This is a genomic window from Moraxella sp. K02, from assembly GCF_041154755.1.
GTDB lineage: Bacteria > Pseudomonadota > Gammaproteobacteria > Pseudomonadales > Moraxellaceae > Faucicola.
The window spans coordinates 94,980-113,850 of record NZ_AP031590.1; the positions used below are offsets into that span (position 1 = coordinate 94,980).

The window sequence follows — 18,871 nt, forward strand, 5'->3', positions numbered from 1 at the left end:
GAGCAAATCCGCGAATATGACTAAATTGTTGATTACCCTGCTGTTATTCTTTATCACCGCCATTGCCGAGATTGTCAGTTGCTATCTCGGCTATCTGATGCTCAAACAGCACAAACCACTTTGGCTCATTGTACCTATGACCATCACGCTTGCCCTGTTCGTCTGGCTATTGACCCTTCACCCCACAGCGACAGGGCGAGTGTATGCCGCATATGGTGGCATATATATCGCGACGGCTTTGGTATGGCTAAAATTTGTCGATGGCGTTTCTTTAACGCACTGGGACAGCATGGGCGGTTTGGTGATACTGTTGGGCGCAAGTATTATCATCCTACAGCCCAAAAGTTTGTTATAAATTCCTCCAATCGACAAATTTGCTAATTTCAGTGAGCTAATGTAAACTGAAAATTTTAGCTTAGTATTTTAATTTAATATAGTATCTTAATCTAATGTATACAGCCCCTATTCTCGTAAATAAGCAGTCTTAGCCTATGAAAGTAATAACTGGCTGTGGTTTTATTAACACCAACTAAGCTTGCTGCTGTTCTCGCGGTAGAACCGGCAACAAATAACTCGATGAGTCTGCTTTGTTTATACCAACTTAGTTTACTCTTTCTCATAGTGCTATCCTAAATAATTTTACTCATCTAGGACAGCCCCTTCTTTTTAATCTATTCAAACAATCTTTATTCGATATAAATATTAAGCATTTAACATGCCAAGACGTATTTATACCAAACCCAAAAAATATAATAAGGTGCGTTTTACGCACCATTTTTGGTGAGATATAGCCAGCGGTGCATCGCATGCGTCCTACACAAGCAAGACTTTAACTATTGGGTTTGGTATTAGAACCAATTCTCCATAAAAAAATCCTGCCTTGAAGTAAGACAGGATTTTTTTATCGCAAGGCTAATTTTCTAGCCTATGCTATTTACAACTTAGAATGCTTTAGTAATTGTAAATACAGCACCAGTCTCTACACCACGTTTGTACGGGTTGGTGTCGGCGTCAATATTTGTGCCGACAGCAGCAAGCTCAGCTGACAGGTCTTTAACAGAAGCAAAGCTGTAAGTCACACCAACTTTCCAGTCGATGTAGTTATCATCGCCACTAGCGTTATCACTGAAATCATAATCGTCAGCAGTGGTATAACCTAAGCTTGCTACACCACCGAAAGATGCGCTCAATGGCATGCTATAAGTCAGGTTTAAATACCATGCATCAGTATCTAAGCCAAAAAAATCATTAGTGAAATTCACGCTTGCAAGCAAACTGTCACCAACAGTGATGGTGTCTGCAAAACCTAGACGTGCATACAGCTCAAGCCAATTCAAATCAGAAGCACTTGGATAGCCGTAGTACCATAAACCGACATCTAAAACTGGTTTAGACGCCAAAGAGCCAAGTTCAGTGCTATAACCTACATATGGATCGAGCTCTAATGAGCTACCAAAGCCGACATTCGAGCCCCAGACACCTGCGTATAAGCCAGAGCTATGGGTTAATCCATAACCAACTTGAACGGCAGGGTCGCTTTCAGTTTGTGTCATACCACGATAGCGGTAATCTGAAGTCATTGCTGCAGTACCAGAGAATGATACATCGCTTTCAGCTGCCATAGTCAAGCCACTTGCACAAGTGAGTAAAGATGCAGCCACTAATGTAGAAAGTTTAAAGTTCATGTTGGTATTCCCCCAAGCTGTTTATTACAAATGTTCAAATCGAAATGATTTGACTCTGAACTTGTTATTGAAATAGCAAAGAGCGTGCCAACTTTATTAAGTTACTGTTTTATCTTATTTCTTTGCAATAAAACTGCAATAACTTACAAAACCAACTTTGAAGCATTATTGTATTGCACAAATATTGGGCGATTTATTGATTTTGCACCAAAACAAATCAAACTGTATCAAATTGTTTGTAAATAGGAATTATTCTTATACAGTTTATATTCTGCACGATGCAATAAAAAAAACCAACCGCAGTTGGTTGGCTTTTTAAGTATTTTCTTCTGAGCAAAGCATGAAAAATTATTTTTCCATATTTGATAGGATTGATGTTCTGACATCATCCAATGTGGCATTGATGGTGAGCATCACGGCATCGGCACATTGTTTGATCGCAGTGTCAGGATCTTTTAGACCATTACCCGTCACTGTGCAAACGATCACCGAACCTTCAGCGATTTTACCTGCTTTAATATCACGGATTGCACCGCCGATTGAAGCCGCCGATGCAGGCTCAACGAATACGCCTTTTACTTCTAATACTCTTGGATTAGGTTTGGTCATTTTTTATCCTTTTAGCTGTCTAGTTAACCCACTTTAAAAATGATACAGTGCTACTGGGATGAATTTTGTGCAGCCTCTGTGTAAGCAGCACGCAAAGAAAATTTATACCAGTAGCGCGTTTAAATCCATAACATTTTTACATTCAGCTGACTATAGGCTATCTATACCCCAGTTCGACATAAGCCATACTCTAAGGCTTTGAATTAACAAGCAATCTTAGCGACGAAAGGTTCAATCAGCACATTTTTAAGTGTCGGCTTCTTGGGCTCATGGCAATAAGCAATCAGCCCTGCCACCAAATTACTCATAAACCCAACATGGCTACGATGCCTTGAATGCTCGATATGGCAAATATTCTTTAACTCATCAAACACCGTCTCAATCAAGAAACGGCGTTTAAGCAATCGTTTATCTAACCAAGCAATGTCTTTAGCTTTCATATTCTTTTTGACGTTGGTAACCAGTTCAACATCCAAGTTTTCGTCTAGCCAAGCGGTCAGCTTTTTATCAATGTAGCCTTTATCGCCAAACAGTTTACCAAAGACTTGGTTTTCACACAGTTGTTTGACAGGCTTTCTGTCATCAACATTGCCCGCTGTTACGGTAAGATTCACGAGTTCACCTCGGTGGTTGATGATGGCGTGTAATTTAAAGCCAAAGAACCAGCCCATACTGCTTTTTCCTCGTCCTGCTGTATCGGCAAAGACTTTGTTGCGTTTGATACGGTGGTTATCACAAACCGCTAGGCTGGTTGAGTGGATGTAGCTAATCCCTGTGCAGTTGCCTTGCATTAAGAATTGTAGGTAGTCACACATGGGATATACGGCTTTTTCCATCAGCTCTACCATTCTGTTGTAACTTGGTAGTCTTGGAAAGGCATTTTTTAGCCATTGACAGACATAGCCATAGTAAAAGGCTTTAAATTCTCGATAGCGTATTTGATGAAATAGTACCAAGATGGTGATGATTTCTGCTAAACTTATTTTGCATGGTTTGTTGCGTGGCTTTTTACTGCTGTTGCTCTTTAGTTTTAGCATTTTCTGCTGTTGCTCGGCTGTGTAGGCTTTGCAAAAGTCGTCGATGTGGCAGTAAAGTTCTACAAGATTGTCCATGTAAGAAGTCCTGGTTAAAGGTGTTTGTGGTGAACTTACTTTAGCATGTTGGACTTCTTTTTTTTATCCTTTCTTATGTCGAATTGAGGTTATCTATAGTCAATCCTAAATTATAGTAAGCACCGTTTGCCCTGAGCTTGTCTAAGGGTAATGGTCGTTATGGTTCGACAGGCCTACCACGAACGACCCTGTTCGATATAATTCAGTTTTCACTATAGTATCTTAATTTAACCTAGTATCTCAAAGAGTATATTCATGGATATCAACCAAACGCCATTAGATCCCAGCCAATTTGGCTCAAATGTGCCCCGCCGCGATGACCCAAACATCGCCAAGCTCGCCGCAAAATACTTAAAAATGCGCGGTTGGCAACTTGTGGGCGAGGTGCCCAATGTCAAACAGCTGGTGATGCTCGCCGTCCCGCACACGTCAAACGAAGACGGCTGGAACGCGGTGATGGGCATTTTATCAGTTGGCATTGATTTTAAATTGATGGGTAAAAAAGAGCTGTTTCGTCTCCCCCTCATCGGGTCTTTCTTAAAATGGGGCGGTATGATTTCGATTGACCGTCACAAAAAAGGTTCAACTTTGCAGGCCGCCATTGAGCAGTTTAACCAACAAGATCAGCTTTGGTTAGGGTTGGCACCTGAAGGGACACGCAGTTATACCGAAAAATGGAAAACAGGGTTTTATCATATTGCCGTAGGCGCAGGCGTACCGATTTTACCGATTGCAATGGACTATAAAACCAAGCAAATCCGCTTTATGCCTTTGTTTTACCCAACGGGCGACTATGATGCCGATTTACCGAAAATTTTAGAAAACTATCGCGGCGTTTTGGGTAAGCATTTTGAAAAAATGTCACAGCCACTACAAGATTTACACCGTTAATAAAATGCCCTGATTACTTATCAGGGCATTTTTTTCAGCGTGGCTGTACACTAAACAACTATGATTTAGGTTTTAAATCATCGCTACTAAAAGTGCTGGTAGGTTGAATAATCGCTTGCTGTGTTTGGGTCGTTTCATCGGTATCGATGCTTTCAGCCAAATTGTTAAGTGCGGTATGCAATGACGTGGTGGTATCGACAGTGGTTGCTTGATTGTTGTCAATCCCCGATGCAATGCCTGAGTCAATTGGACGCTCAATGCTACCTGTTTGTGTAGGTGCGTACTGAGTCGCGACATCTGTTTCAAACCCTGTCAATTTGGTGGGCTCTTTCACAGGCGTATTCATCATATTTGTCAAGCCTGAGCTTTGACCTTCGGCTTTATCTTGGATATTTTTTAAAAAACGCGCGGCAGCTTCACGGCCACCAAGACCAAAGGCTAGGGCAAACGCAACCGCGACTGCGCCTAAAGTCAAGCCAAATGCCATGTTCACGATAGAGTCAGCGATGCCCATCGCACGTAAGCCCATCGCAAGCACCAGACCCATAATAAGAACACGAACAAGGTTGGCTAAAAATGCCGTACCATTTTGTGAGCGTTGTACCGCACTCGCCAGTAAATTGGCAAGCCAAAAACCCACAGCAAGGATAATTGCACCTAGGATGACTTGCGCGCCAAACTCGATAAAGACGTTGATTAAATTTCCAATATAAGTAAAGCCAAGGCTGCGAGCCGCTTCGATGGTGGCAAATAACATCACAAAGAACACAATCAAAAAGCCTGCCACGTCAGAGACTTTGGCATTACCTAACACATTTTGCAAGCCTAACTTGCTTGGTAATACATTTACGCCTGAGTTATCAAGTAGGTTTTTGACGATATCGGCAATCATTTTTGACACAAAATACGCTATACCTAAAATCAATACAGCCATGATGATATTTGGAATCGCTAGCATGATTTCGTTCAGCATATTGGTTGCAGGACCAGAAATCGCTTGGATATCCAGTACATTAAGACCCATGATAATCGCGGTGATGATTATGATGAGATATACCAGCGTACCTGCGATATTGGCGATTTGGGTTTGGTTGCCGATACCCGCTTTGCCTGCTAAGTTTTGCACGTTTAAGCTTGTAACAATATTAGTGACAATACCACGTAAAATTTTGGCAATAACAAAACCGACAAAAATAATCACACCCGCGCCGATTAAGTTAGGGATGTAAGATAACGCTTTGCTAATCATGCCATTAATCGGGGCTAACAGACCCGTTACGCCTAATTGCTGCAATACCATTGGCAAGAACATGAGCAAAATAAACCAATAAGCCAAGTTAGCAATGCTCTCGCTCATGTGCGGTACGCCTGCTTCGCTTGATAGTTTTTCATCAACTGACGTGCGGTTAAGCACGTTTGACAGCGCAGAGCGCACCACAGTCGCCAGTACCCAACCTAGTAGCGCAAGTAAGCCTGCACCCACAAGATTTGGGATGAATAACAACACGCTATTGACCATATTGGCAAACGGCACTGAGATAGCGTCTAATTTTAAGAAACTTAATGCTGCGGCAATACCAATGATAAAGACAAACCAAAAAGCAATACGTGATAATAAATGTGCCAAGTCATAGGTTTTACCTGTTGACGCATTCATTTTTTGATTGATGCTCAGTTTTTCTAATAATTTATGCACCACCGAACCGACAATACTGGCGATAATCCAGCCAAGAATAAAAATAATCAGTGCGCCAATCATGGTCATCATGGATGAACCAAGAGTTTGGTTAAAATTAATGAAAAAATTGTCCATTGTGCCTCCTACAATGTGGTTATATTATTGATGTGGTTGATAAAAGTTTTTAAATACTCGAAAATTGCTAACTATATGCTACTCCATACTATTGTTTGTCTATCATCCGTCTAGCTAAGCCAATGTCATGCTTATAATTATCATTGTTGTGTGTATGTTTAATTAAATAAAGTGGTACAAATACCTTTCAAGTGTTTGCAAATGTTACTGTAGCATTGAAGCTCAACAAGATGACAGTATAAAAAGGTTGTGCAACTAGCTTTTTAGCGCATGAATTGTTAAGAAAAGTATATTAATGTAAAGCCAGTTTTACTATTGCCCAATTTTTTGTTTGACCATACGGTTACCTCACGATGTCATAGGTTTTACAAACTATTTCTGCTATGATAGCTACAATTTTGAGACGATTTTTTAGTCGTTATTAGACCTTAATTGGACATATCAGATAGGAAATTTTATGAGCAATAATACAGTTCCCGTACTGGCAGCAGTTGTGTTAGGTGCTTTGGCATTATCACCCGTTTTTATCAAAAGTTTTGGCAACGACCCACAAGTAGCCGCCATCGGTAGCCGTCAGCTGGCTAGTAATTCAACCGCTATCAATGCCCAAAGTAGTGAAGTGGCAAAAGTAGGTTATAGCCTAGGTTATATGATGGGTCAAAACGTCAAAAAAGACGCCAAAGACCTCAATCCTGCTGATATCAATCAAGGTATCAATGACGGTTTTAATGGCAAAACATCGACCATGACTCGCGAAGAAATGATTAAAGCGGTACAAACCTATGAGCAAACCCAAATCCAAAAACGCCTGCATGACAACCAAGCCAAAGGCGAGGCTTTCCTAGCGCAAAACGCTAAAAAAGCGGGGGTCAAAACTACCGCGTCTGGCTTGCAGTATGAAGTGCTCAAAGAAGGTACCGGCGCGCAGCCAAAAGCCACAGATATCGTAGCGGTACAATATGAAGGTAAATTGTTAGACGGTAACGTGTTTGATAGCACCGCACAGCATGGCGGTCAACCTGCGGTATTCCCGCTTAACCAAGTTATCCCAGGTTGGACTGAAGGCTTACAGTTAATGAAAGAAGGCGGCAAATATCGCTTCTACATTCCATCAAAACTCGCTTACGGTGAGCAAGGCGCCCCCCAAGGTGGTATTGAGCCTAACAGCGTGCTCATCTTTGATGTTGATTTGGTAAAAGTCAATCCACCGGCTGATGCTGCACAGCCTGCCGCAGCAGATATCCAAGCGCAACTACAACAACAAATTGAATCCATGCAGTCAGCTTCTCAACCTGCCCAATAGGTTGGGTTGGCGTCAGATAGGTGATCTCAATCAGCTGGGCAAGCGCAACTATCGAATTCGCTCGCCCTACTCATCGGCACGATGGCAAAGGAACATCCCAATGATTTTAGGATATAAAAAAGTAAGTTTAGTGACTGGCATCGCTACTGGCATGCTGTTAGCGGTTACGTCAATCAGTGCAAATGCCGCACCCGCCAGCACTGGCACAAACAAAGTTGCGTCCTCTGTTTATGTACCAAAATCCACAGTGACGGCAACTAGCCCAGCATTGGCACAAGTCGGCTATAGTTTTGGCTATCTGATGGGTGAGAGCAACAAAGACAGTATTGATGATTTAAATCTTGATGCGTTTTTTCAGGGATTTCGAGATGCATACTCAGCGCAGTCGCCCAATCTTGACAAAAAACAAATGCAAAAAGTATTGCTAGACTATCAAAAAAACAAAGAAATTGCCTATGCCAAAGAAGTACAAGCGTTAGCAGCTAGCAATGCAGCAAAAGGCAAACAGTTCTTGCTAGAAAACGGCAAAAAATCAGGCGTGAAGACTACCGCGTCGGGTCTACAATACCAAGTGCTAACACAAGGGAGAGGCAAATCGCCTAAAGCAACGGACAAAGTCAAAGTCCACTACGAAGGTCGCTTGATTGACGGTACGATTTTTGACAGCTCTTATAAACGTGGCGAGCCTGTGACTTTCCCACTCAATCAAGTGATTAAAGGTTGGACAGAAGGGCTACAGTTGATGAAAGAAGGGGGTAAATACCGTCTGTTTGTCCCCGCTAATTTGGGGTATGGCGAAGCAGGTAATGCCGATATCGAGCCCAACAGCGTGTTGATTTTTGATATTGAGCTGCTACAAGTCAATCCACCTGTGACCCAACCCGTCAAACTTTAAGTTTTCTCCCATCTTAAAGTTTTGTCCCATTTGGCTATAAAAAAACGCTCATATTCCTATTGAGCGTTTTTTATATGAGGGCTTGAAAAGCGTACCTTTAAAGTACCTTTTTTAATACTTTAGAGTTGCGGGTATTGTCATAAAAGGCATAGCGGTCAGCCGGTAGCGATTCAGCAGGGACTTCCATAAACCCGTGCTCGACAAACCAATGCGCGGTGCGAGTAGTCAAGACATAGAGTTCATGAATGCCGCGGCTACGCGCTTGTTGCTCTAAGAATGCTATCAAATCTGCGCCACGGCTACCATTGCGATAATCGGGATGGACAGCCACACAAGCCACTTCCGCGGCTTGGTCGTTGAGTGGGTATAAAGCTGCGCAGCCTAGCACCATGCCATCACGCTCAATCACGCTAAAGTTTTCGATATCGCTCTCTAAACGCTCACGTGAACGACGGACCAAAATACCTTGTTCTTCGAGTGGCTCTAGTAGCTCAATCAAACCTACCACATCGTCGATATCGGCACGGCGAATTTCTTCATACGGGTCATGGGAGATTAGCGTCCCTGAGCCATCACGGGTAAATAACTCTTCAAGCAATGCGCCATCTTTGGCATAGGAGATAATATGGGTACGGTGGATGCCGTATTGACAGGCATCGCTGGCTGCCCGTAAGAAACGCGCGATTTCTGAGTTTTCAGGAACATCCCGTAAGAAGCGTGTCACTTCATGCGGAATCATTTCTTTAAGCAGGTGAGTGCCATCTTTATATAGTGAAAACTGAATTATATCGAACAGGGTCGTTCGTGGTAGGCCTGTCGAACCATAACGACCATTACCCTTAGACAAGCTCAGGGCAAACGGTGCTTACTATAATTTAGGATTGACTATAGATACCTGTTTGCTCACCCAAGAAAATTAATTTATCCGCTTTTAGGCTAATCGCCGCTTGTAGCGCCACATCTTCAGCCAGCAGGTTAAATACTTCGCCTGTCGCAGAATAGCCCATACTACCCAAAATCACCACATGATCATGGATTAAATTGTTGTGTATGGCTTCAGCATCAATCGCGCGCACTTCCCCAGTAAATTGATAATCGATGCCATTACGGATACCGTAAGGGCGGGCGGTGACGAAGTTGCCTGAGATGGCATCAATACGAGAGCCATACATCGGCGAATTGGCAAGTCCCATCGATAGCTGCGCTTCAATTTGCAGACGAATTGAGCCAACGGCTTTTAGGATGTACGGCATGGCTTCTTTTGTGGTGATGCGCACATCATCTGCCATCGGTGTTTCGATATGGTTCTCGGCAAGATTGGCATCAATTTGCGGACGCGCACCGTGGACGAGTACGAGCTTAATGCCAAGACTATGCAGCAGCGCAAAATCATGAATCAAATGGCTAAAATTGTCGTGATTGACCGCTTCGCCATTGAACATAATGACAAAGGTCTTGCCACGATGGGTGTTGATATAGGGCGCAAAGTTACGAAACCATAATACATAAGGCGGGGTAACATAAGCAGGGGTTGTGGCAGCGGCATTTTGTTGGGTATTATTGGGTAAATCAATCATAGCGTGATAGGCAAGTATAGGGTTATTATCAGTCATCGTTTCGCCATCGGCAAGCGGTGCATTGCCATGGGTAAAACTTGCTGAAGTATCGGTTGAAGTTGGCATGATAAAAGTAGACATGATAAAAAAAGTAGACGTACAAATAGCGTACGATAAAGTTTTTGTCTCTTTTAATTAAACATACATGTAAGCTTAACAGCAAATATGGACTTAACAGCTAATGGGCAATGCACTATGAAACATTCTTCACACAGCTTATTGCGACGCATCGCTCAGAGACTAACGATAAGGCTATCAATAAACCTTACAAAATACAATAGCTAATCTTACTGATTTTGGCTGCGCTGTTTGTATTTAGTAAATTCATCCCGCAACTTTCAACTTGCTAGTGAGTTAAATTGTAAAGTTTGTTATGCTAATCTATAGTCGAGCCTTAACCTATTTGACCACCTAATCAGCGGTGTATGCCAACCTACCGAAAAAAGAGAATATGCTAGCACCGGCTGACACAATAATTTTGAACATTTGAAAATCATGATTTAATGGAGAATATTCATGCAAAAGCTTTCAGTATTCGCGCTAATGACCGCCTCACTTGGGGCATCAGCCACCGCAATGGCTGTGCTACCAACGGTGGCATTAGACCCTGTTGCTAATAATCAAGCAGCACCTATCTCAGCGCCCGTTGCTGGTCAAGTTCAAACCCGCATTTTAGCCTCGGTTGTTGGTCAGGATCCACAAGGTCAAGAAGTGTTAAGCCCCGTCAATGCACAAACGCGCCTTGCATCTGGCAATATCGTAGAGTATCGCGGCTACCTAACCAATAACAGCCCTGACCGTATCCGCAACATGAAAGTGACCATGAACATTCCAGCCAATATGGAATTGGTGAGCACAAGCGATGTGGAGCCAACCCGCGCGTTTGGTAGTATGGACGGTGCCAATTTTCAATATATGCCGCTAAAGACCAACATGAATGGCGTGCTACAAAATCTACCGATGGCTTACTATAAAGCCATACAGTGGGATGTGCCAGGTTTGGGTCTTAATGAAGTGGCGATGGTAAAATATCGTTTAAAAGTAAAATAATAAGCGCTCAATACCTAGAAGCAATGCCTAGAAGGGCTCAACGCATAAAACCGCTCAATTGAATGAGTGGTTTTTTTATTTACAATTTTTGAAACTTGCCGATTTTTTGCTCGATATCGCTGAGCTTTGCTAAGGTTGCGATTTCCCCTGCTTTTATCGTCGCCTCTCTGGCTACGGTATTGGTCGTGCCAATATCACCAACGGCTGGGCGTATCACCACGTCCGCCAATTTGATTTCAGCAGCGTTTGCTTGATTGGGGATGACGGCAAATGTCTTATCCAGTAGCGCCCAAAAATCTTGTGGATGGCTATTTTTTGGCGGGCTTGAAACATCTACCGCGATGATAATATCTGCGCCCATTTGTTTGGCAGTTTGCACAGGCACAAGGCTTGTCAGACCGCCATCGCCATAGCGTTTATTGTTGATACGTGGCGGCACAAAAACGCCATACACACTGCTGGATGCCCGCACCGCAAGACCGGTATTGCCTTTATCAAAGACGGCTTTTTGCTTGGTGGTTAAATCGGTGGCGACACTGGCAAAACGTATAGGGAGTTTTTCAATCGGTCGATTATCGACTTGGGTATTTACCCAGTTTTGTAGTTTGAGACCTTCGATAAAGCCTTGTTTGCTCCAGCTATAATCGAGCAACTCATTATTGCTAACATGGGTCGCGATGTCTTCAAGTTCGCTAGCGGACTTGCCACTGGCGTATAAACTACCGACTAGACTGCCGCTACTGGTACCGACGATTAAGTCGGGGGTGATGCCATTTTTTTCCAGTACCTTGATGACGCCGACATGAGCAAAACCTTTGGCACCGCCCCCGCCTAATACAAGGGCAATTTTGGGTTTTACTGATGGTTTAGCAGGTGATTTAATAGGTTGGGTGGGTATCACTGGCGTTTTGGTGCAGGCGGTGACCGTAAAACAAATGCTAGTAGTTATCAAGGCAAAAAAAGAAAGCGGTTTCATAGCAAGCCTAATCAATCAAAACAGCAATATTATTAAATGATAAATTTGTTGAGTTCATCGGTTATAAAGCGTAAATTGTGTCGCTATGTATTCTAACTTAATTTGGTGTTTTTTCATGCTATTTTTATTATAGGCAGATAAGCTAACTTTATAATATGACGCTAAAACCTGACATCTTTAATCTCCCTGTCACCGCACTTGCCGGCGTGGGTAGTAAAATCGCTGAGCAGCTTGACCAACTTGGTATTGAGCGCGTGTTTGATTTGTTGCTACATTTGCCGCGTGATTATGAAGATCGCAGCCGACTGGTCAACATGTGTGATGTCGTCGATGGACAATCGGCATTGCTACAAGGCACCGTTGTCCGCGTCGACAACAAAAAGATGGGCCTGAGCGTGACATTGCAAGATAGGACAGCGCAAACAACATTACGCTTTTTCAAAGTCTATCGTGGACTGACCGATACCATGGTGGTGGGCAATACCTTACGTGTGTTTGGCGAAATCAGTATCAGTAAGTATGGCACCCAAATCAGCCACCCTGAATATGAAATTATTACTGGACATCAACCCCTGGCCAATACAGGGCTGATACCTGTTTATCCAACGGTCAAAAACTTGCATCAAAATAAACTGCGTAGCTTGATTCGACTTGCACTGCAGACGGTTAAACAAGCCAATCCTGTGATGGCTACTATTAATGATACTGAGTGGCAAATCGTACAAAGTGCGCTCAGCAAGCAGTTTCCGTTACTGGCAGGTAGCCACAACCCATTTGGGGCATTTAGCTTGCTAGAAGCCATTAGCTTTATTCATCAGCCACCGATTTATACCGATTTGAACAAGCAAATTTTGGTATTAGAGGCGTTAAAAAATCGCAGCCATCCGACCTGTCAGCGGCTCATTATCGAAGAAATGCTCGCGCACCAGCTGAGTCTACTGTACCGCAAACAACAACTTTATAAGCACAAAGCACCGCGCTGCGATGCCACAAGCGCGCTTGCCAATCGGCTGTTAGCCAATTTACCTTTTACCCCGACCCATGCCCAAAATCGGGTCGTGGCGGAAATCGTCAAAGATTTGTCAACGTCAGTACCCATGCTGCGACTCGTGCAAGGCGATGTTGGTGCAGGCAAAACCTTGGTGGCAGCTTTGGCGGCGTGTTATGCGCTTGATAGCGGCTGGCAAGTGGCGGTGATGGCACCGACAGAGATTTTGGCGGAACAACATCTTAATAACTTTAAAAGCTGGTTTGAACCGCTTGGCATCGGTGTGGGTTGGCTAGTAGGTAAGCAAACAGCCAAAGCGCGTGAAAAAGCCTTGCAACAAGTACAAGACAACGAGGTGCAAATCGTGGTCGGTACACATGCGCTATTTCAAGAACATGTCAATTTTGCCAAGTTGGGCTTGGTGATTATCGATGAGCAGCACCGTTTTGGGGTTGAGCAGCGAATGGCGCTAGTAGATAAAGGCTTGGCGCATACCACACCGCATCAGCTGATTATGACAGCCACACCCATACCGCGTACCCTTGCGATGAGTGCATTTGGTGATATGGATACGTCCATCATTGATGAACTGCCGCCCAACCGTACCCCCATCACCACCGTCACCATAAGCCGTGACCGACGTGATGAAGTGATTGAACGTATCGCTGCCAACTGTGAGCAAGGCAAACAAGCTTACTGGGTGTGCCCACTGGTCGAAGAGTCTACCGTGCTTGATGCGCAAGCCGCTGAAGCGACCTATGCCGATTTGAATGACAGGCTCAATCTCAACATTGGCTTGGTGCATGGCAAAATGAAACCCAATGACAAACAAGCAGTCATGGCGGATTTTAAAGCCGGTAAAACCGCTTTGCTGGTGGCTACCACCGTGATTGAAGTTGGGGTCGATGTGCCTAATGCCTCGCTGATGGTGATTGAAAATGCTGAGCGATTAGGGTTATCGCAATTGCACCAGCTACGCGGACGCGTGGGACGTGGCACCCAAAAAAGCTTTTGCGTATTGCTTTATCAAACACCATTGTCAGAAACGGGTATCGAGCGGCTCAATGTGCTGCGAGATAGCAATGATGGCTTTGTGATTGCGCAAAAAGATTTGGAACTGCGCGGTGCAGGGGAGCTTTTGGGTAAACGGCAGACGGGATTTGATAGCTACTATGTCAGTGACCTAGCGAGAGATGAAAGCTTGCTAATCGTGGCGCAAGCGATTGCTAAGTACCTAATTGCTGATGAAAATCGCAAATCACAAGTGCAGCAATATATCAGCCACTGGACACCCGATGCCATTAAATACATTAACGCATGATAGCCCATAGTAGGCGCTTAAATTCTGATAGAGCGCTATTTTTACAGATAAAGCGACTATTCACACCCCCAAATTTTTGTTATGTTATACCCTATGCACTTATTGATTAATTAACACTGACCTAACGATTGGTTTTAATTAATTTTTATCCATTGCGCAATACCACTGTTATTAATATAAAATTATCAATATTTTGTTATCAATATAAAGGATACCTGTTATGCCACAAACCAAATATGATGTACCTATCGCAGACCAAGCCGCTGCTGATGAAATCATCAAGAAAACCGAAGACATCAAAGGGGTCAAATTTGTCAACGTTAACCCTAATGGTACCATCGTTGTGACCCATGGTGACGACTTTGATGAAGCGGCATTTAAAGCGGCCGTGGGTATCTAGCTGCTAGTCTTGATAAGCGACTCTTAATAAGCGACTAGGTTTTATGCCTAGTTTTATTGCCTGTATGTTTTGTTCCCTATATGTTTTGCTGCATAAAAGCTGACTTCGGTCAGCTTTTTTATTGGCTAAAATTTGCCGTTAATTGTTCATTCAATCGTCATACGGTTGTCACCTTAGTCAGCTAATGTTTCCTAGTTACGTCACTCATTTTTATCACATTTTGGCTTTGCCTAACCTTGAGGAAATCCCATGACCAAACCGCCTGCTGAGCAAAATTCTCCTATCCACAATTTGCTTAAAGACACCCAGCCATCAACCCCAAGTATCAACCGTCGCCGTTTTTTACAATCTACCTCGCTTGCGACTGCCGCAGGTGCATCGATGATGCTAGCGGGCTGTAATAATGACAATGATGATAATGATAACACAGCGCAGGTTAGCTTTTTACATGGCGTAGCCAGTGGTGACCCGCTTGCTGACAAAGTGATTTTATGGACTCGTGTGACACCGACGAACAGTGGCAGCAGCCTTGATGTCGATTGGCAAATTGCCAGTGATAATGCGTTTAACACCATCATCCATAAAGGCACGAGCAAAACAAACGGTGGGCAAGATTATACGGTCAAAGTGGATGCCACGGGTTTACAGCCGAATACCCCTTACTTTTATCGATTTATATGTGGTGGTGTCACCAGTCCGATTGGTAAAACCAAAACCCTACCTGTCACGAATGTCAATCAAGTGAAACTTGCGGTAGTGAGCTGTTCAAACTATCCTGCAGGCTATTTTCATGCGTATGCCGATATTGCCAAGCGTAGCGATGTCGATGTGCTGCTCCACTTAGGCGATTATATCTATGAATATGGTCGTCATACCATCGATGACCAAGGTAAAACGGTGCCTGCTTATGCTTCAGGCCAGGCCGCACAGCTCAATCGTGAAGTCATCCCAGTGGAAGAGTTGCTCACCATTACTGGCTATCGCTTGCGCTATGCCCAATATCGTACCGATAAAGATTTGCAAGCGGTACATGCCGCCATGCCAATGATTGCGGTATGGGACGACCACGAGATTAGTAATGATACTTATAAAGCGGGTGCTGAAAACCACCAATCCAATGAAGGCGATTGGAATCAGCGCAAAATGGACGCCATGAAAGCCTATCATGAATGGATGCCCACGCGTAATAGTGTGATGACGCAAATTTATCGCAGTTTTGATTTTGGTAATTTACTCAGTCTGCATATGCTAGACACCCGTGTCATTGCCCGGGACAAACAGCTAGATTACAATAAATTTTTAATTAAAGACGCCAATGGTCAGCTCACCTTGGATGGCACGAAATTCACCGCAGCAATGCAAGATACCAGCCGCCAATTGATTGGTTTGCCACAACAAAACTGGCTAGCAGGTCAATTGCAAGCGTCAAAGTCCACTTGGCAAATTCTGGGTCAGCAAGTGGTGATGGGGCAGATGTTTATTCCTGCCCCCGTACTGCTCAACTTTATGAATCCTGCTTTGGGCGTAGATGCCGTCACTTATCTGACCCTAATGCAAAAAGCGCAGACCGCGCCCACGACTTTGACACCGCAAGAGCAAAGTATGGTACAACAGTTGCAGCAAGCGCCATTCATTCCTTATAACCTAGATGCGTGGGATGGTTATGCGGTGGCACGCGAGATGATTTATGGTATTGCCAACGCGATGCAAAAAAACTTAGTGGTATTGGCAGGCGATACCCATAACGCTTGGGCGAATAATCTAGTCAATGTCAAAGGTGAACCCGTTGGGGTGGAATTTGCGGTACAATCAGTGACGTCGCCAGGTTTTGAAGAATACTTAGCAACAGTTGACCCAAAACAGTTAGCACTGGGGTTACCCATGCTGGTCAAAGGTGGTACGTTAAAATGGTGTGACACCTCTCAGCGCGGTTATATGATTGTGACAGTCACCCCTGAGCAATGCACCAGCGAGTGGGTGTTTGTTAGTGATATCACCAAACCCACCTATTCAAGCAGTATTGGTAAAACCATGCGTGTCAAAGTGGGTGAGCCTTATTTGGTTTAAATAACTTTAACAAAACCCAATAAAAAAGCCGCTAACTTAGCGGCTTTTTTTGATAAATCATTACATATTTGGGTAGTTTGGACCACCACCGCCTTCTGGCGTGACCCACGTGATGTTTTGTGAGGGGTCTTTGATATCACAAGTTTTACAGTGCACACAGTTTTGTGAGTTGATTACAAATTTTGCGCCGCTGTCACTTTGCACCACTTCATATACCCCTGCTGGACAGTAACGCTGTGCAGGCTCAGCAAAGATTTTGAGGTTACGCTTAATTGGCACCTCTGGATCGGTTAGTTTTAGGTGACAAGGTTGATCTTCAGCGTGGTTGGTATTGGAGATAAACACGGAAGATAATTTATCAAAGGTCAGCTTACCATCAGCCTTTGGATACTCAGGGATATAAGCGTGGTCTGCGCGCTCAAGCACATCGTAGTCTGGCATTCTGTCACGAATAGTCAGAGGCATTTTACCCTTAAATATATTTTGCTCTAGGAAGTTGAATGCACCGCCCATCCAGATACCCATGCGGTGCATCGCATTTGCGAAGTTACGCGCTTGGTACATGTCGTTGTAGAGCCATGATGCTTTGAATTTTTGCTCATAGGTTGGCACTTCGTCATGTTGACGACCGGCAGCAATCGCTTCATACACGGCTTCTGCGGCTAACATACCTGATTTGATGGCGGTATGAGTACCTTTGATTTTTGCTGGGTTTAGGAAACCTGCATCGTCACCCACTAACACACCACCGGCAAAATACAGTTTTGGTAATGAGTTTAAACCGCCTTTGGTCAAGGCACGCGCACCGTAAGATAAGCGTTTACCGCCTTCTAAAATATTGCGAATGAGCGGATGGGTTTTTAAGCGTTGTAACTCATCAAATGGCGATAGGTAAGGGTTGTGATAAGACAAGTCAATCACCATACCAAATGACACTTGGTTGTTTTCATCGAAGTATAACCACCAACCACCGTTACTATGCGTCTCGCTAAGTGGCCAACCTGAACCGTGCAGCACCATGCCTTCTTGGTGTTTGGCAGGGTCAATTTCCCAAAGCTCTTTTAAGCCAATCCCGTAGTGCTGTGGGTCTTTGCCTTCTGATAGGTTAAAACGGCTGATTAAGCGTTTACCTAAGTGACCACGGCAACCTTCAGCAAAAATGGTATATTTTGCCAGTAGCTCATAGCCTGGCTCATAGCCTGATTTTGGTTGACCTTCGGCATTGACGCCCATGTCACCCGTCAATACGCCACGAACAGAACCATCTTCGTTGTAGAGAATTTCAGAAGCAGAAAAACCTGGGAACATCATCACTTCAAGCTCTTCGGCTTGGGTGGCTAACCAACGTACAAGGTTACCCAATGAGATAATGTAATTGCCGTGGTTGTGCATCAAACTTGGGACGATTTTTTCTGGCAATTCGCGGTATTTGGTCTCATTTTTGAGCATGTAGACGCGGTCACCTTTGGTTTGCACGCGAACGGGCGCACCTTTTTCTTTCCAATCAGGAATCAGTTCAGTCAGTGCGTTAGGCTCCATAACCGCACCTGATAAGATATGGGCACCAAATTCTGACCCTTTTTCAACGATACACACGCTAAAATCAGGATTGCCAGCAGCAATGGCAAGTTGACGTAGACGAATTGCCGTAGATAGACCTGAAGGTCCGCCACCCACGATAACTACGTCAAACTCCATTTGCTCGCGTTCGATGTCTTGCATACAAACTCCTTAGAAAAATAAAATTCAGTGATGACAACTTGCTTAATCTTGCGCGCATTGGGTTATACAATGCGGTTCTTCAGCTTATATCTGACAATTTATCAACATAAGTTGCATCACGATGATTTTTGCAAGGCTAGTGATCTAGAAGGTTAGCCTTTGATTATCAGTTCATCAAATAATTGCTGGCGCAGGCTGGCAATGTTATCAATGGTTTTCTTGATTTTAACATATAATGAATCGTTATATGAATTCAGAAAAAATACTACTTAGTATAATAGATTAACCGTTTAACCACCTAATATTTTTGCAGGAGAAAATGACTGTCGGGCTTAATTTATCGTATCTAATCTGGCTTGTCTTATGCTATCTGTCACCTTTATATACAATAAATCGACACAGGTACTAACAGCGACTATTTGA

13 protein-coding genes and 3 pseudogenes are annotated in these 18,871 nt (G+C 43.8%); 8 read left to right on the plus strand and 8 right to left on the minus strand.

Annotated features, from left to right (window positions below):
- Positions 1–16 precede the first annotated feature (16 nt).
- Positions 17–355 carry a YnfA family protein gene (locus ACAM39_RS00435; protein WP_369627815.1) on the plus strand — a complete coding sequence of 113 codons (339 nt, stop codon included), beginning with the start codon at positions 17–19 and terminating at the stop codon, positions 353–355.
- Positions 356–464: 109 nt separating this feature from the next.
- Here ACAM39_RS00435 and ACAM39_RS00440 read toward each other — a convergent pair.
- The 4 genes and pseudogenes from ACAM39_RS00440 to ACAM39_RS00455 all read right to left on the minus strand — a co-directional run.
- Positions 465–620: pseudogene (locus tag ACAM39_RS00440) on the minus strand (IS1595 family transposase); the annotation flags it as partial.
- Between the two features lie 321 nt (positions 621–941).
- Positions 942–1,685 carry a TorF family putative porin gene (locus tag ACAM39_RS00445; protein ID WP_100269270.1) on the minus strand — a complete coding sequence of 248 codons (744 nt, stop codon included), beginning with the start codon at positions 1,683–1,685 and terminating at the stop codon, positions 942–944.
- A 348-nt stretch (positions 1,686–2,033) separates the two neighbouring features.
- Positions 2,034–2,261: pseudogene (locus tag ACAM39_RS00450) on the minus strand (threonine synthase); the annotation flags it as partial.
- A gap of 236 nt (positions 2,262–2,497) precedes the next feature.
- A complete protein-coding gene (locus ACAM39_RS00455; RefSeq protein WP_369627816.1) occupies positions 2,498–3,406 on the minus strand; it encodes an IS982 family transposase in 909 nt (302 codons plus the stop codon).
- A 255-nt stretch (positions 3,407–3,661) separates the two neighbouring features.
- Between ACAM39_RS00455 and ACAM39_RS00460 the strand changes: the two genes are divergently transcribed.
- Positions 3,662–4,297 (plus strand): lysophospholipid acyltransferase family protein, encoded by a 636-nt coding sequence (locus ACAM39_RS00460; protein ID WP_369627817.1) that lies wholly within the window; start codon positions 3,662–3,664, stop codon positions 4,295–4,297.
- Positions 4,298–4,355: 58 nt separating this feature from the next.
- On the opposite strand, the gene ACAM39_RS00465 is transcribed toward ACAM39_RS00460, so the two are convergent.
- Complete coding sequence (locus ACAM39_RS00465; protein ID WP_369627818.1) at positions 4,356–6,110, minus strand: mechanosensitive ion channel; 1,755 nt, start codon at positions 6,108–6,110, stop codon at positions 4,356–4,358.
- Positions 6,111–6,567: 457 nt separating this feature from the next.
- Between ACAM39_RS00465 and ACAM39_RS00470 the strand changes: the two genes are divergently transcribed.
- Entirely contained in the window at positions 6,568–7,413 is an 846-nt protein-coding gene (locus tag ACAM39_RS00470; RefSeq protein WP_369627819.1) for an FKBP-type peptidyl-prolyl cis-trans isomerase, read from the plus strand.
- A gap of 100 nt (positions 7,414–7,513) precedes the next feature.
- The gene (locus tag ACAM39_RS00475; protein ID WP_135889361.1) at positions 7,514–8,308 is read left to right on the plus strand and encodes an FKBP-type peptidyl-prolyl cis-trans isomerase; all 795 of its coding nucleotides are present in this window, start codon (positions 7,514–7,516) and stop codon (positions 8,306–8,308) included.
- Positions 8,309–8,405: 97 nt separating this feature from the next.
- Here the strand turns inward: ACAM39_RS00475 and argA are convergent.
- A pseudogene (gene argA, locus ACAM39_RS12425) lies at positions 8,406–9,885 on the minus strand (amino-acid N-acetyltransferase).
- Positions 9,886–10,440: 555 nt separating this feature from the next.
- Between argA and ACAM39_RS00490 the strand changes: the two are divergent.
- On the plus strand, positions 10,441–10,974 hold the full coding sequence (locus ACAM39_RS00490) for a hypothetical protein (protein ID WP_369627820.1): 534 nt from the start codon (positions 10,441–10,443) through the stop codon (positions 10,972–10,974).
- Positions 10,975–11,053: 79 nt separating this feature from the next.
- On the opposite strand, the gene ACAM39_RS00495 is transcribed toward ACAM39_RS00490, so the two are convergent.
- Positions 11,054–11,950, minus strand: a complete 897-nt coding sequence (locus ACAM39_RS00495) for a patatin-like phospholipase family protein (protein WP_369627821.1) — start codon at positions 11,948–11,950, stop codon at positions 11,054–11,056.
- Positions 11,951–12,105: 155 nt separating this feature from the next.
- On the opposite strand from ACAM39_RS00495, the gene recG reads away from it, so the two are divergent.
- From recG to ACAM39_RS00510, 3 genes are all read left to right on the plus strand, one after another.
- Positions 12,106–14,259 (plus strand): ATP-dependent DNA helicase RecG, encoded by a 2,154-nt coding sequence (gene recG, locus ACAM39_RS00500; RefSeq protein ID WP_369627822.1) that lies wholly within the window; start codon positions 12,106–12,108, stop codon positions 14,257–14,259.
- A 220-nt stretch (positions 14,260–14,479) separates the two neighbouring features.
- Complete coding sequence (locus ACAM39_RS00505; RefSeq protein ID WP_369627823.1) at positions 14,480–14,659, plus strand: hypothetical protein; 180 nt, start codon at positions 14,480–14,482, stop codon at positions 14,657–14,659.
- Between the two features lie 249 nt (positions 14,660–14,908).
- A complete protein-coding gene (locus ACAM39_RS00510) occupies positions 14,909–16,726 on the plus strand; it encodes an alkaline phosphatase D family protein (protein WP_369627824.1) in 1,818 nt (605 codons plus the stop codon).
- A gap of 60 nt (positions 16,727–16,786) precedes the next feature.
- Here ACAM39_RS00510 and ACAM39_RS00515 read toward each other — a convergent pair whose 3' ends face one another.
- The gene (locus ACAM39_RS00515) at positions 16,787–18,448 is read right to left on the minus strand and encodes an electron transfer flavoprotein-ubiquinone oxidoreductase (RefSeq protein ID WP_369627825.1); all 1,662 of its coding nucleotides are present in this window, start codon (positions 18,446–18,448) and stop codon (positions 16,787–16,789) included.
- Positions 18,449–18,871: the final 423 nt, after the last annotated feature.